Raw genomic sequence first — 13,035 nt, forward strand, 5'->3', positions numbered from 1 at the left:
GCTCAGGGCAAGTTGAACGCCGGGGGATAGCGACGGCGCACGGCGGGGCCTTCGGGGGCTTCCACGGGGACCAGCAGCCGGTCGACACTGTTTTCCACCAGGATGCGCGTGGCCGATTCGCTCGCGAGGCCGCCGCGCACCAGGCACTTGGCATGAAGCACTTTCTTGAAGGCTTCGTAGAGCTTGCGGTCGGGCAGTTCGGGGCTGCGCCAGAAGCGGTCGAGCGAGGCCTGGTGCGTGATGCCCGGCACGTCGTAGACGGCATCCCCCAGCACGATGACCGGCGTTCCCGAGGCCAGCGCCAGGGTGCCCGAGGTGCTGTTCACGCAGACCATGCCGATCGAATTCTCGCAGAGCGGCTGAAGATCGCCGCCGTCGATATGCATGACCCGGCCGGCCAACCCGAAATGGGCGGCGCGGCGGCGGATCGCCGAGCGCCAGTTGCGGAATCCGACGTCGAGCGGATGCTCCTTGATCACCAGCAGCGCATCCTTGGGCGCATGGCGCGCGAAGCTGGCCAGCACGTAGTCCAGCGCCATGGCCATCGACAGGAATGGCGAGTGCGACCGGATCTGGAAGTCGCCCGAAAGCTGGAGCGGGAACAGGAAATAGCGCTTGCCGTCGATCTCGCGCAGGGTGTCCTGCGCCTGCCGCGCGCGGCGGCCCCGGAGCGAGAAGCGGCGGATCCATCCGAAGCCCTCGAGCACGATCGATCCCTGGCGATGGGTGCGATAGAACGGGAAGCGCAGCAGCAGCCGGCCGGTCACGACATTGTGGTAATGCCAGTAGCTGTCATGCGCGCGCCGGTTGAACGAGGCGGTGATCGACGGGAGATCGGGAATATCGGGAAGCCTGGCCGCCGCGGAGAGCAGGTTCTGCGGATCGCGGTCGAACGAGGAATTGCCGTTCACGCCGTCACGCTCCAGCGTCATCCAGTCGGGCCGGATATAGCCTTCCTCGAAAACGTGGAAGTGGATGCCGCGCAGGCGCGCCAGGCGCATCGCCCGCATGTGCATGGGGCGGCAGTCCCCGAACAGGACCACGTCGGTGATGCCATGTTCCTGCACGTAGCGGTCGAAAAACAGCGGCCAGTCGCGCATCAGGCCACGATAGTCGGTCGAACCGTCCGGCCAGTCGCGCCGGTCGCCTCCGGACAGGTTGATGCGATGGACCGCCGCGCCGCGACGGCGCAGTTCTTCGCCCAGGGCGCGGAAAAACGGGCCGGGTGGTCCCTGAAGGAACAGGAACCGGCGATCCCCAGTCGTCAGCAGCAGATGCTTCATCGCCGGGTCATCCATCCAAGCACGCGGTTCATCCTCCCTTGAACTTCCCGCAGGCGAATAAGTGCTGATCGCACGTTGGCCTGCCCGCTTGCAATCCTGTCCACCAGCGTTTCCGGCCCGCACGGCAAACGCGTGACGGGATCGAGGTAGCGGGGATAGAGGATCAGCGTGGCCGCGACCAGTTCGTCCAGCGTCCGGCGGCGGGTGCGGCGCGCGGGTACTGCCCCAAGGTCGCGCGTCAGCCCCCAGCCCGCGTAGAACGGCACCCCGTGCGTGACGACCTCGCGCCCGCGCATCAGCGCCTCGAACCCCGCCAGCGAGGTCAGAACGTGGACGGCATCGACTTGATCCAGCAGCGCCGCGATCGAGGATGTCCGGTCGATCGTGTCGGCGAATTCCAGCGCGCGCGCGTCGGGGACATGACCCTTGCGATGGCCGGCCTCCACGTCGGGATGCGGCTTGAAGATGATATGTGCGCCAGGTTCTTCGGCGCGGGCGCGGCGCAGCAGTTCCAGATTGTCCAGCCCGCCGCCGCCGCGCAGCACCGAGCGGTCGTCTTCGACCTGCCCGGTCACGAGCACGCGCTTGCGGCTGCCGTTCCGGGCACCGCCTTCGTCGTCTGCCCGCGGCGCGCGCTCCGCGTCGAGGCCGTACTTGCTGATCCCGCCCGAAACGAGCCGTTCGCGCAAGGCACCGGCCCGTTCGATGACGGCCCGGGGGATTGCCGCGGTTTCGAGAATGATTTCGAGTTCGCTGGCCTGGGCCGGGTCGAAATGGGGGCCATTGGCATCGACGACGATCGAGAGCGGCGGCACGCAATTGGCGCCGAGGCCGGTCGAGCGGATCATGCCGTCCTCGATTTCACCGATGCGGATGCCGCGCGCTTCGAGATCCGCGAGGGCCTGCGCATCGCTGCGCGCGATCCAGGCCAGCGCCAGGGAGCCTTCGGCAGCCACTTGCGCGCCCTCGGCATGGCGCACCGGGCCGCTGCCGTCCCACAGCAGGTTGTCGGCAGTGATCCGCTTCCAGCGGGCGATGCCGTAGACGCCGGCGACCTTGCGGTTGGCGTCGATCAGGGTGCGCCAGCCTGCCAGCAGTCCAATGGCTTGCGCAGGTTCCAGCCTGCCTTCGCCAAAGGGGTCGCGATAGGTCCAGCGGCCAATTTCGCGGGCTGCGACGGCGTCCAGCGCCGCGGGATCCGAAAGCGCGGCGAAGCGCCCGGCCCCCAGCGGCGCGACCTTGCACCCGCAGAGGGCGGCGACCAGCAGCAGTTCGTCTTCGGCATCGGCTATGACCAGCGAGGCCGATGCGCAGGCGGTCCAGGGGTCGCCGTCCGACGGGAGGGAAGGGAGGTTTTCAAGGCCGACAATCGCACCGCGCGCGGCCGCGCGTTCCGTCAGCCCAAGGTCGCCCAGATGTCTCGCGACTTCGCCGGCTGCCGCGGTGCTGGATGCGGAGGCCAGAACGTCGCGGCCTTCGGGCAGCACAGCGGAGGCTCCCCAGAACGTACTGCCGACGCGGGCCTGGCGCAGAAGCGAGGACAGGTCCGTCGCGGCAAGTGCTTCTCCGGAAGCGGGCTGAGCCAGGGGTGGTGCGCGGTGGCCCGGGAAGGGCGGGATGCGCAGGAACGGGGTTGCCGTCATGCCGCCTCGACCGTCAGCGCCAAGGTTTCGCCCAGGCTTTCCAGCCGGCGCGCCGTACGGTCCCAGATGACCGGATCGACGGCGGCGATCAGGCCCTCGCGCCGGTCGTCGCAGCGATAGGGGGTGCCGTCGGGCCGGGCGGCCCGGCCGCCTGCTTCATTGAGGAACAGTACGCCTGCGGCATGGTCCCAGGGGAGCGTGCGGGTGAACAGCGTGATGTCGTTCTCGCCCCTGGCGATGCGGGGGTACTGGTCGGCAGCGCAGCGCGGGCTGTCTATCACTTCGGCGCCTTCGGCCAATTCGGCCAGCAGTCGGGCGCGCCGGTCGGGGTTGGGAAAGAGGCGCGTCACGGCCATTACCGGGCGCGCGCGCGCTGCAGGAGCGGTGCGAAAAGCCAGGCCGTCGATGGTGGCGCCCTGGCCGGACAGGGCGGCACAGAACCGGCCGGACAGGGGATCGAGTATCCAGCCGCCGACCGGAATGCCGTTGTCCGCCAGCGCCACCAGCAGCCCGAAGGGCCCGATGCCCGCCGCGAAATTGGCAGTGCCGTCGAGCGGATCGACGATCCAGCACGTTCCGGCGCCGAGCCTGTCGAGCAGATCCGGCCGGTGATGCACGGCCTCTTCACCCACCACATGAGCGCCGGGGATCAGGCCGGCGAGGCGTTCGCTCAGGATCGCCTCGCATTCGCGGTCTGCGGCGGTAACCGGTTCGCTGCCACCATTGCCTTCGCGCTTGTCGGCCACGAGCGCGGCGCCCGCCGTGCCGAAGCGCGGCATGACGGCGAGGCGCGCTGCGTCGCGCATCGCCTGCTCGACGGCAGGCGTAAGGCTTTGGTTCATGATCAGCGTGCCTCGATGGCGTGTGATCGCCCAGTTACCAATGGCCGAACTCTCCATGCGTATCGACACGAACCGAGGTGTAGGGAAGCTGAACGTGATCGAGCACGGAGTAGGCGGCCTTGCCGAAGCGCGACTGCGAATTGCCCCAGAACAGCTCGCCCAGGTTCAGGCCGACGCCGAAGAACAGGTGCCGCTTGGGCTCGATGCCCTTTTCGCGGTCGCTGTTGAGGAAGTCGGTGGCGTAATAGCCGACCTGGAGGTCCAGGAACCGCAGCGGCGTCTTCTGCAGGCCTTCGAAGCCCGCGCCCTTGAGCGAGAGCATGAAGCGCTGCTGGGCGTAGTGTTCCTTGCCGACGTGGCTGTAGATCTGGTCGTTCGGCATGATCTCGATCTTGAAGGCGATCTTTTCCTTCAGGCCGGGAATCGTGTTGCGCAGCACCGAGAGCGTCGCGCCGGTCAGGTTCATCGCGATGTCCTGCATCGAGTAGCCGCTGTCGGGCTCGATGGCGTCGGACACTTCGTTGAGCGCCATCAGGCCCGCGGCCAGCACGCCGGCCGTGACGGCGTCGCCTTCCGAGGCATTGGTGTTCTTGTGAAGGCGGGCATGAAGAATGTCCGCGATCAGGTAAGTGTTGAAGGCATGGGTCAGCTTGTCCATGCCGATGCTGGTCGTATCCTTGCCGAACCAGCCTTCGTCCTTGAAGTGGAACGGCGCGGTTTTCTTCGTCAGCTTGGGGATCGTCTGCACGCCCATGTAGACGGCCAGGACCGCCAGTTCGGTCGTGATCGTGCCCGCCTGCTTGAAGAAGCCGCGGTACTGGGCATATTCGCGCGGAACGTGGCCGGTGCCGTTGAGGCTGACGCCGGGGGGCAGCGATGCGGCCGGGCCGGAAACCACCTGGTTCGTGGGGCCATAGACATCGGCCGGCGCGGCCGGCTCGGGCTCCAGGGCGGCGGGCGGCAGGGTCGTCAGGTCCGGCACCGCGCGGGGTGAGGAGATGTCGGCCAGGTTCCACCGCGAGACGGCGACGAGCTGCGGATCATTTCCGTCGCAAGGCGCGGCACTGCCGATGCAGCCGGCCGCCGTGATCACCCCAGCGGCAAGCGCCTGATCCTCGATCCGACCCGTCGGAGCCGAAAAACCGGCCTCCGGAAGGGCTGCCGTGCCGCCGAACGCATCTGCCCAGGCGGGAGTGGCCGGCAGGCAGGCGGCCAGCGCCAGAACCGCCCGGCCGCGGGAACCCATCCTCATGTATCGTCTTACCCTGAAAAGTTATGCCATTTACCAGCCAAGGACATTCGACGATCCGAGGACCACGAAATCAGTTGCCAGCGACCTGTCAAAGGGGCCATTGCGAAGCCCCCCGAAATCGGTAGCCCTCTTCATATGATTGTTCTCAAGCCGGTCAAGTCGTTACTCATGCTACCCGTCTGGATCTTCCAGCTCGGCACCACTGCAAAGAGTTTTCTCGACAATCCGCTTCTGGGTTCGCGGCGATTGAACGGTTGGGGCCTGCACCGGGCGCGGGTGAAAGTGGCGGGGGCGCTGTGCAGCTGGCGACGGGCGCGCCTTGCGGGAAAAGTGCGGAAGGACTGGCGCGAGGCTTTCGACCGCGACGGTTTCGTCGCCATCGAGAATGTCATTCCGGCCGAAGAGTTTGCGGCGCTGCGCCAGGCGATCCTGGCATACGAGGGTGAAGCGCGCGAAATGCGGCAGGGAGATGCGATCACTCGCCGCCTCGCCGTCGATCCCGCGATGCTCCGGGTCATTCCCGCGCTGCGCCGCCTGCTCGACCGCGACGATCTCAAGGCGCTGTTCCACTATGTCGCCGGTTTTCGCATCGCACCGCTGCATTATATCCAGACCATCGTGACGCACGACGCCAGCAACGAGGCGGACCCGCAGGAATCGCTTCATGCCGATGCCTTCCACTCATCGCTGAAATCCTGGCTGTTCCTGAATGCGGTCACGGCCGACGAGGCGCCTTTCACCTTCGTGCCGGGATCGCACCGGTTGACCACGGCGCGGCTGGACTGGGAATATCGCCGCAGCTTGGCCGATCCGCGCGCGATCGACCGGCTGTCCGCGCGCGGTTCGCCGCGGGTGCGGGCGGGGGACCTTGCCGAGATGGGCCTGCCCGCGCCGCGGCCGCTGGCCGTTCCCGCCAATACCTTGGTGGTGGCCGATACCCTGGGCTTCCACGCGCGCGGCGATTCGGTTCGGGCGATCGAGCGTGTCGAGATCTGGTCCTATTGCCGCCGCAATCCCTTTGTGCCCTGGCTGGGAGGCGACCTTCTCAGCCTTCCGGGCCTTGCCGAGCGCCGCGTCGGGTGGCTTTGGTCCTTGCGCGATCGGTTCGAGAAAGTTGCTGGGCAGCCCTGGCGCAGTGTCGGAATAAGGCGCGCGGTAGATTCGTTAGACTGATCCGCCTGCACTTCCTTGCCTCGGAACTGTCACGATTAAATTTCGTCAACTATATGTGACTTCTACCTGTCGGCGCTTGTGCGGAATTTGCGGCAGATCGAGCAATTCAGGGATTATGTGGGGTTTACATAGGGTGGTGTGCTGCGTAGCACAAATTCGCGGACTATGCCGGCGTCTAACAGTACATGTCAGGACTGTGGCGTTGTGCAGTGCGGCCAGCAAGGTGTAGGCGATGCGCAGCAATCGAAAGCACGCGAGCAGGGGGGTAAAGTTGTCGAATTCGGTCGTCCCGATAACAGTCGGGGCAAGCAATCTCATTATATCCAGAGCACGCGAAGTCATCGACATCGAAGCACGCACTCTGGATAGCCTGGCCGCATCGCTGGGCGCGAGTTTCACCAAAGCCTGCCAGCTTCTCGCCAGCGCCACTGGACGGATCGTCGTGGCCGGCGTCGGCAAGTCCGGGCATATCGGCCGCAAGATCGCCGCCACCCTCTCGGCAACCGGCTCGCCCGCCATGTACCTTCACCCCGGTGAGGCCGCCCACGGCGATCTCGGCATGGTGGTGGAGGGTGACGTGATCCTCGCCATTTCCAATTCCGGCAACACTGCCGAGCTGCAGGTCCTGTTCGACCATGCGGAGCGCTGCGAAATTCCGGTGGTCGGCATGACGTCTCATGCCGATTCGCTGGTGGAACGCCGCTCGGACATCTGCGTGTTGCTGCCGGTCGCGACCGAGGCCTGTCCTTCGAATATCGCGCCCACCAGCTCGACCACGCAGCAGCTGGCACTGGGCGACGCCATCGCCATGGTGCTGATGGACATGCAGGGCGTCTCGAAGGAGAGCCTCAAAGCGCTTCATCCGGGGGGTTCGATCGGCCTGCGTCTCGCTTCGGTCAGCCAGCTCATGCACGGCACCGACAAGCTTCCGCTCGTCGACCTCGACCTGCCGATGGACGGCGTCATCACGTGCATGACGTCCATGGGCTTCGGCATTGCCGGCGTCGTCGATCCGGCCGGACGCCTTGCCGGGATCATCACCGACGGTGACTTGCGCCGCCACTTCAAGGTGCTCGACCAGGTCTGCGCGCGCGACGTCATGACGCCGCGCCCCAAGATGCTGCGGGCGGACATGGCGGCGGAGGATGCCCTGCGTTTCCTCAACGATGCGCAGATCACATGCGCTTTCGTGGTCGGCGAAGACGGCCCGCGCTGCGCGGTGGTAGAGGACGAGATGGTGGCCACGATCAACCAGATCCCGGTCGGCATCATCCACCTGCACGATTTCCTTCGCACCGGGCTCAGCTGAACCTCCGTGACATCCCCGAATAGCGGCAACAGTTTTGCCATCATCATCCCTGCGCGCTTCGCGTCGAGCCGGTACCCCGGCAAGCCGCTGGTTCGCCTGGCCGGCGCCACCGGCGAGGAACGCAGCCTGATCCGCCGCAGCTGGGATTGCGCCATGGGCGTTCCCGGCGCGGCCGGCGTCTGGGTCGCCACTGACGACGACCGGATCGCCGCCGAAGTGGAGAGCTTCGGCGGGCAGGTCGTCATGACGTCGCCCGATTGCGCCAACGGCACCGAACGCTGCGCGGAAGCCATTGCCACGCTTGGGCCGGTCGCCGATGTCGTCGTGAACCTTCAGGGCGATGCGCCGCTTTCTCCCGCAGGTGTGGTCCCCGCGCTGGTCGAGCGCCTTTCGGCAGATCCGGAGGCCATCATGGCCACCCCCGCCGTGCGCGCCTCACGTACCGTTTACGAACATCTGGTCCAGGACCAGGCCGAGGGCCGGGTCGGCGGCACCACCGCCGTGATCGACGGCCGCGGCCGGGCGCTTTACTTCTCCAAGCGCGTGCTGCCCTATCTTCCGGCAGAGGCCGCCGCGCGGGAATTCCCGCCGGTCCACCTGCACCTCGGTCTCTATGCCTACCGCCGCGCCGCGCTGGAGCGCTACGTCGCCGCGCCGCCTTGCGAGCTGGAACTGCTGGAAGGCCTGGAACAACTCCGCTTCCTCGACCTTGGCCTGCCGGTCTCGGTCGTCACGCTCGATCCGCTGTCCTGGGATGCGATCGAGCTGAACAACCCGGGCGACAAGCCAGTGATCGAACGCATCCTCAAGGAACGCGGCATCGCCTGAAGGCGATTGCCGAAGGGGGCGGCGCCGCGAAGCCACCGCCCTGTTTTCCTCAGTTCCGATTTCGCTCAATCCCGGTTTCGCTCAATCAATGTCGAGGGGCGGGAAGGCCTTGACCAGGCGGTCGATGGCCTGGACCTGTTCGAGATAGGCGCGTAGCCGGCCGAGCGGCAAGGCGCAGGGGCCATCGCAGAGCGCCTTGTCCGGATCGGGGTGCGCTTCCAGAAACAGCCCGGCGATACCGAGGGCCATGCCCGAACGGGTGAGGGCAGCAGCCTGCGTACGGCGACCATCGGCGCTGTCGACCCGTCCGCCCGGGCGTTGCAGCGCATGAGTCGCATCGAACACCACCGGGGCCATGGCCTTCATCTCGTCCATTCCCAGCATGTCGACGACGAGGTTGTTGTAGCCGAAGGAGGAACCGCGCTCGCACAGCAGCACGCGGCCATTGCCGGCCTCTTCGCATTTGCGGATGATGTGACGCATCTCCTGCGGGGCGAGGAACTGCGGCTTCTTCACGTTGATGACCTTGCCGGTGCGGGCCAGGGCGACGACGAGGTCGGTCTGGCGGGCGAGGAAGGCCGGGAGCTGGAGAATATCGGCGACTTCCGCCACGGCCTCCGCCTGGAACGGTTCGTGGACGTCGGTCAGCACGGGCACGCCGAAGCGGTCCTTCACTTCGGCGAGGATCTTCATTCCTTCGTCCAGCCCCGGACCCCGGAAGGACGAAATAGACGAGCGGTTCGCCTTGTCGAAGCTGGCCTTGAACACATAAGGAATGCCAAGCTCGCCGGTGACCCGTACGAATTCGGCGGCAACGTCCATCACCGCCTCGCGGCTTTCCATGACGTTCATGCCCCCGATCAGCACGAATGGCCGGTCGTTGGCGAAAGTCAGGTCGGGAAGCAGGGTAACGGAGGGAATCATGGCGTGGCTCGGTCCTCGTCGATCGGGAGAGAGGCCGTCGCCGGGCAGGCCGCCGCCGTCAAGGCGTTTCCGGCTTTCAGGCCCCAGAACCGGCGCGATACGCCATCGCCGCACTCGCCGGCCTGCCTGTCCTGCGGGCCGTTTGGGCGCGCCGCCGTGTCATCTGGGGCTATCGCGTGATGAAGGCTTCGCGGCGGCTGAAATGACGGCTATTCAGGGCGGCGTAACAGTCGCACCCGCCGTCACGAGGATAATACCATGCCCCACCCCTTAGGCATCGACAGCCGCACGGTCGCGGGGATGGGACCGCTCGAACATGTCCGCCTGGCGGGCGAAATGGGCTGCAAGGCGGTGTCGATGGGCCTGGAGCAGGAGGCCGGGCGGAGCGAGGGCTACGCAGCCTGGTCGCTGCGCGAGGATGCGGCCCTGCGGCGCGAAGCCCAGGCCGCACTGGCGGACGCCGGCCTGCGCATCGGCCTGGGCGAGGGCATCAATGGTTCGGCAACGCGCCCGCCCGAGGATCATGCCGCGGACATGGACATCTTCGCCCGGCTCGGCACCCGCCGCATCGGCGCCCGCGACAACGGGCTCGAACGGGAACATGCCTTCGACTACATGGCCCGCCTGGCCGAAATGGCGCGTGAGCGCGACATGGACTTCGGCTTCGAATTCTCTCCTGTCATGACTGTTCGCACGCTTCGCGAAGCCCTGGCTCTCGTGGCGCATATCGGCGAGGATCGGGTGAGCGTGACGGTCGACGCATTGCATTTCTTCCGCGCGGGCGGGGTAGCGCGCGAACTGGCGGAACTCGACGCCGCGCTGATCGGCCACGTCCGCCTTTGCGACGCCGCGCTCAAGGCCCTCGGCGATCATGCCGAGGAAGCCGAGCGGGGCCGCCTGATTCCGGGCGAGGGCGAACTGCCCCTTCGCGAATTCGTGGATGCCCTCCCGCGCGGCAAGACGCTGGGCCTGGACCTTTCGCTTCCTCAGGCGGCGCTGGGGGTGGAAGCCGCGCGGGACTATCTCGTGGAAGTGGTCGCCCGCACGAGGGCGCTGCTGGCCTGAACGGCGCGCCGGGCTGGTTCTCGACGGATCACCGGCTGTCAGCCAGGATCATTTCCGCGCCTTTTTCCGCGATCATCATGGTCGGCGCATTGGTGTTTCCGGACGTGATGGTGGGCATCACCGAGGCATCGATCACGCGCAGGCCCTCCACCTGGAGAACGCGCAAGCGGGCATCGACCACGCTGCCCATCGCCGCGGTACCGACCGGGTGGAAAATGGTGGTGCCGATCGCGCCGGCTGCGCTGCGCAAGTCTTCCTCGCTCGCGCGTTCGGGGCCGGGCCGCAGTTCTTCCGGGGCATAGCGGGCGAGGGCGGGCCGGGCGACGATCTCGCGCGTGAGGCGGATCGACTGGGCCGCGACGGCACGGTCCTCCTCGGCCGAGAGATAGTTCGGGCGTATGCTCGGCGCGGCGGCGGGATCGCGGCCGGTCACATGCGTGCTGCCGCGACTTTCCGGCCGCAAGTTGCAGACGCTGGCGGTGAAGGCCGGGAAGGGATCGAGCGCGCCGCCGAAGGCTTCGAGGCTGAGCGGCTGTACGTGGTATTCCAGGTTCGGCGTGGAATAGCGGGCGTGGCTGCGGGTGAAGACGCCAAGCTGGCTCGGCGCCATGGCCATCGGACCGCTGCGGCTGAGCGCATATTCCAGGCCGATCAGCGCCTTGCCCATCAGATTGGCAGCGCGCTGGTTGAGCGTGGACACCCCCGTCACCCGCCAGGCGCAGCGCAGTTGCAGGTGGTCCTGCAGGTTCTCCCCCACTTGCGGCAAATGGCGCAGAGCAGTGATGCCATGGCCGGAAAGCCGGTCTCCATCGCCAATGCCGCTGCGTTCGAGAATCGCCGGCGAACCGATGGCGCCTGCCGAAAGCACGACTTCGCCGCGCGCGCGGGCGGTTCTGGGCTGGCCGCTCACCGTATAGGTGACGCCGACGGCGCGGCCGTCCTCGATCAATACGCGCTCGACGCTGGCACCGGTCTCCACCTTGAGGTTGGCGCGGCTTCTTACCGGCTTGAGAAAGGCATCCGATGCGCTCCAGCGCCAACCCCGGCGCTGCGTGACCTGGAAGAAGCTGGATCCTTCGTTGTCACCCCGGTTGAAATCGGGCACCGCGGGGATGCCCTGCTGGCTGCAGGCCTCTCGAAAGGCTTCGAGGATGTCCCAGCGCAGCCGCTGCTTCTCCACGCGGATTTCGCCGCCGCTGCCGTGAAACGCGCTGGGGCCCTCGTAATGATCTTCGGCGCGGGTGAAGTAGGGAAGGACCTCGTCCCAGCTCCAGCCTTCGTGACCGGCCTGCCGCCACTGGTCGTAGTCGGCGGCCTGGCCGCGCATGTAGATCATGCCGTTGATCGAGGAACTGCCGCCCAGCACCCGTCCGCGCGGATACTTGAGACTGCGGCCGCCCAGCCCGGCTTCGGCCTCGGTGGACAGGCACCAGTCGGTACGGGGATTGCCGATGCAATAGAGATAGCCGACGGGGACGCGAATCCAGAGGTAGTCGTCCTTGCCGCCCGCTTCCAGCAGCAGCACCCGGCGCCGCGGGTCCGCGCTCAGCCGATTGGCAAGGACACAGCCCGCGCTTCCACCGCCGACGACGATGTAATCGAATTCTCCCATCACCAAGGGCTAGGCCGCGATTTCCCCGCGATCAAGCGTTCCGCGAATCGCGCCGTAAACCCGCTCCGGCGATGCTGGAAAGGATGCGCCCGGCAGGGTTTCCGAAGCGTGTCGTTAAATTTCTGCAACGGACTGTCTTCCGTTGGGGACATGGCGAATACACCCGCCACCGAGACGGAGTATTCGGACGAGTAGAGGATGACGCGAAGGCGCCGTCCATACGAGGGCCGTCGGTGCAAGGGATCGATTGTTCGTCGGGGGGCGAGAGATCGATCCGGGGCGGGAGCGCAGCATGAAGCCATGCCGCGCTCGGGACACGCTTCCATCGGCGGCTCATTTTTTCACGCACATCTTCGGCGATGTCCGGTCGCGGGTCGATTTTTCGGGCGAGTTCTTTCGGCCGAATTCCAGAGGCCGGAGCGGGGTTCAGGGCGCCTCCAGATGGAAGCGCCCCACGTCACGCTTCAGGGTGAAGATTGCGCCGGGGCTTGCTGCTGGGCACCCGCCGGCGCGAGATGATCGGGATTGGGGCGGCTCCAGACGCCGATCGACAGCCAGAGAATGACGATGGCGATGGCGAACACGCCGAAGATTGCTGCCAGGATATGCGGAAGGATCGGCAAGGCGGCATCGCCGCCGCGCCGCAGGTCGCCTTCCTGAGCATGTATCGTCATGGAATGCGTCGTAGTGGAAAGGCCCGTCCGCGCGGGATGGGATTCGGCCTTGTCGGCCCCTGCCGCAAAAGCTGTGTCCTGCATTCCTGTCTTCCTCTCCATGAGGATCCTGCGCCGCCACCAGGCAACGTCGGTCCTTCTCGTTTCTCCCGAGCACAGATCAGGACAAGTCGGCCCGTCAGGCAAGCAAATTCGGCAGGGTCAGTTGCCGAGTGCGTGCTCCTCGGCGGTCACGGGATGTCCCTGGGACGGCGGCTGGTCCCACCAGGCGCGCGAAATCCAGATCGCGGACATCGCCAGAATCGCCAGAACGAGGCTGGCCAGCAGTACATAGCGGACGATGTGCGGCGTGCTGCCCGAACGGGCTTCGTCTTCGTCCAGATGAACTTCATCACCGACGCGTTGCATCTCGGCTCTCCCGTGGCCCGAC

The 13,035-nt window shown here is 66.6% G+C and carries 12 protein-coding genes; 4 read left to right on the forward strand and 8 right to left on the reverse strand.

Features of this window, described 5'->3' with window-relative positions:
• Positions 1-2: 2 nt before the first annotated feature.
• From EDF57_RS09295 to EDF57_RS25955, 4 genes are read right to left on the reverse strand one after another with little or no spacing between them, the layout of a single operon-like run.
• On the reverse strand, positions 3-1,283 hold the full coding sequence (locus tag EDF57_RS09295) for a capsular biosynthesis protein (RefSeq protein WP_134093989.1): 1,281 nt from the start codon (positions 1,281-1,283) through the stop codon (positions 3-5).
• Complete coding sequence (locus EDF57_RS09300; RefSeq protein ID WP_134093990.1) at positions 1,280-2,926, reverse strand: beta-3-deoxy-D-manno-oct-2-ulosonic acid transferase; 1,647 nt, start codon at positions 2,924-2,926, stop codon at positions 1,280-1,282. Before EDF57_RS09300 ends, EDF57_RS09295 begins: the two co-directional genes overlap by 4 nt.
• Entirely contained in the window at positions 2,923-3,768 is an 846-nt protein-coding gene (locus tag EDF57_RS09305; RefSeq protein ID WP_243840974.1) for an inositol monophosphatase family protein, read from the reverse strand. Before EDF57_RS09305 ends, EDF57_RS09300 begins: the two co-directional genes overlap by 4 nt.
• Before the next feature lie 34 nt (positions 3,769-3,802).
• Entirely contained in the window at positions 3,803-5,020 is a 1,218-nt protein-coding gene (locus tag EDF57_RS25955; RefSeq protein ID WP_243840975.1) for a DUF2279 domain-containing protein, read from the reverse strand.
• Positions 5,021-5,155: 135 nt separating this feature from the next.
• Between EDF57_RS25955 and EDF57_RS09315 the strand changes: the two genes are divergently transcribed.
• The 3 genes from EDF57_RS09315 (at position 5,156) to EDF57_RS09325 (ending at position 8,330) form a co-directional block, all read left to right on the forward strand.
• On the forward strand, positions 5,156-6,193 hold the full coding sequence (locus EDF57_RS09315) for a phytanoyl-CoA dioxygenase family protein (protein ID WP_243840976.1): 1,038 nt from the start codon (positions 5,156-5,158) through the stop codon (positions 6,191-6,193).
• A gap of 271 nt (positions 6,194-6,464) precedes the next feature.
• Entirely contained in the window at positions 6,465-7,502 is a 1,038-nt protein-coding gene (locus EDF57_RS09320) for a KpsF/GutQ family sugar-phosphate isomerase (protein WP_243654375.1), read from the forward strand.
• A 6-nt stretch (positions 7,503-7,508) separates the two neighbouring features.
• Positions 7,509-8,330 carry a manno-octulosonate cytidylyltransferase gene (locus EDF57_RS09325; protein ID WP_134093991.1) on the forward strand — a complete coding sequence of 274 codons (822 nt, stop codon included), beginning with the start codon at positions 7,509-7,511 and terminating at the stop codon, positions 8,328-8,330.
• An 81-nt stretch (positions 8,331-8,411) separates the two neighbouring features.
• Here EDF57_RS09325 and kdsA read toward each other — a convergent pair whose 3' ends face one another.
• Complete coding sequence (kdsA, locus tag EDF57_RS09330) at positions 8,412-9,254, reverse strand: 3-deoxy-8-phosphooctulonate synthase (RefSeq protein ID WP_132268478.1); 843 nt, start codon at positions 9,252-9,254, stop codon at positions 8,412-8,414.
• Between the two features lie 258 nt (positions 9,255-9,512).
• On the opposite strand from kdsA, the gene EDF57_RS09335 reads away from it, so the two are divergent.
• Positions 9,513-10,319 (forward strand): sugar phosphate isomerase/epimerase, encoded by an 807-nt coding sequence (locus tag EDF57_RS09335; RefSeq protein ID WP_134093992.1) that lies wholly within the window; start codon positions 9,513-9,515, stop codon positions 10,317-10,319.
• A gap of 28 nt (positions 10,320-10,347) precedes the next feature.
• Here the strand turns inward: EDF57_RS09335 and EDF57_RS09340 are convergent, their stop codons facing one another.
• From EDF57_RS09340 to EDF57_RS09350, 3 genes are all read right to left on the reverse strand, one after another.
• Complete coding sequence (locus EDF57_RS09340; RefSeq protein ID WP_134093993.1) at positions 10,348-11,931, reverse strand: GMC family oxidoreductase N-terminal domain-containing protein; 1,584 nt, start codon at positions 11,929-11,931, stop codon at positions 10,348-10,350.
• Between the two features lie 464 nt (positions 11,932-12,395).
• Entirely contained in the window at positions 12,396-12,605 is a 210-nt protein-coding gene (locus EDF57_RS09345) for a hypothetical protein (protein ID WP_134093994.1), read from the reverse strand.
• Positions 12,606-12,806: 201 nt separating this feature from the next.
• Positions 12,807-13,013 carry a hypothetical protein gene (locus tag EDF57_RS09350; RefSeq protein ID WP_132268485.1) on the reverse strand — a complete coding sequence of 69 codons (207 nt, stop codon included), beginning with the start codon at positions 13,011-13,013 and terminating at the stop codon, positions 12,807-12,809.
• Positions 13,014-13,035 lie beyond the last annotated feature (22 nt).

Source organism: Novosphingobium sp. PhB55 (assembly GCF_004368805.1).
GTDB lineage: Bacteria > Pseudomonadota > Alphaproteobacteria > Sphingomonadales > Sphingomonadaceae > Novosphingobium.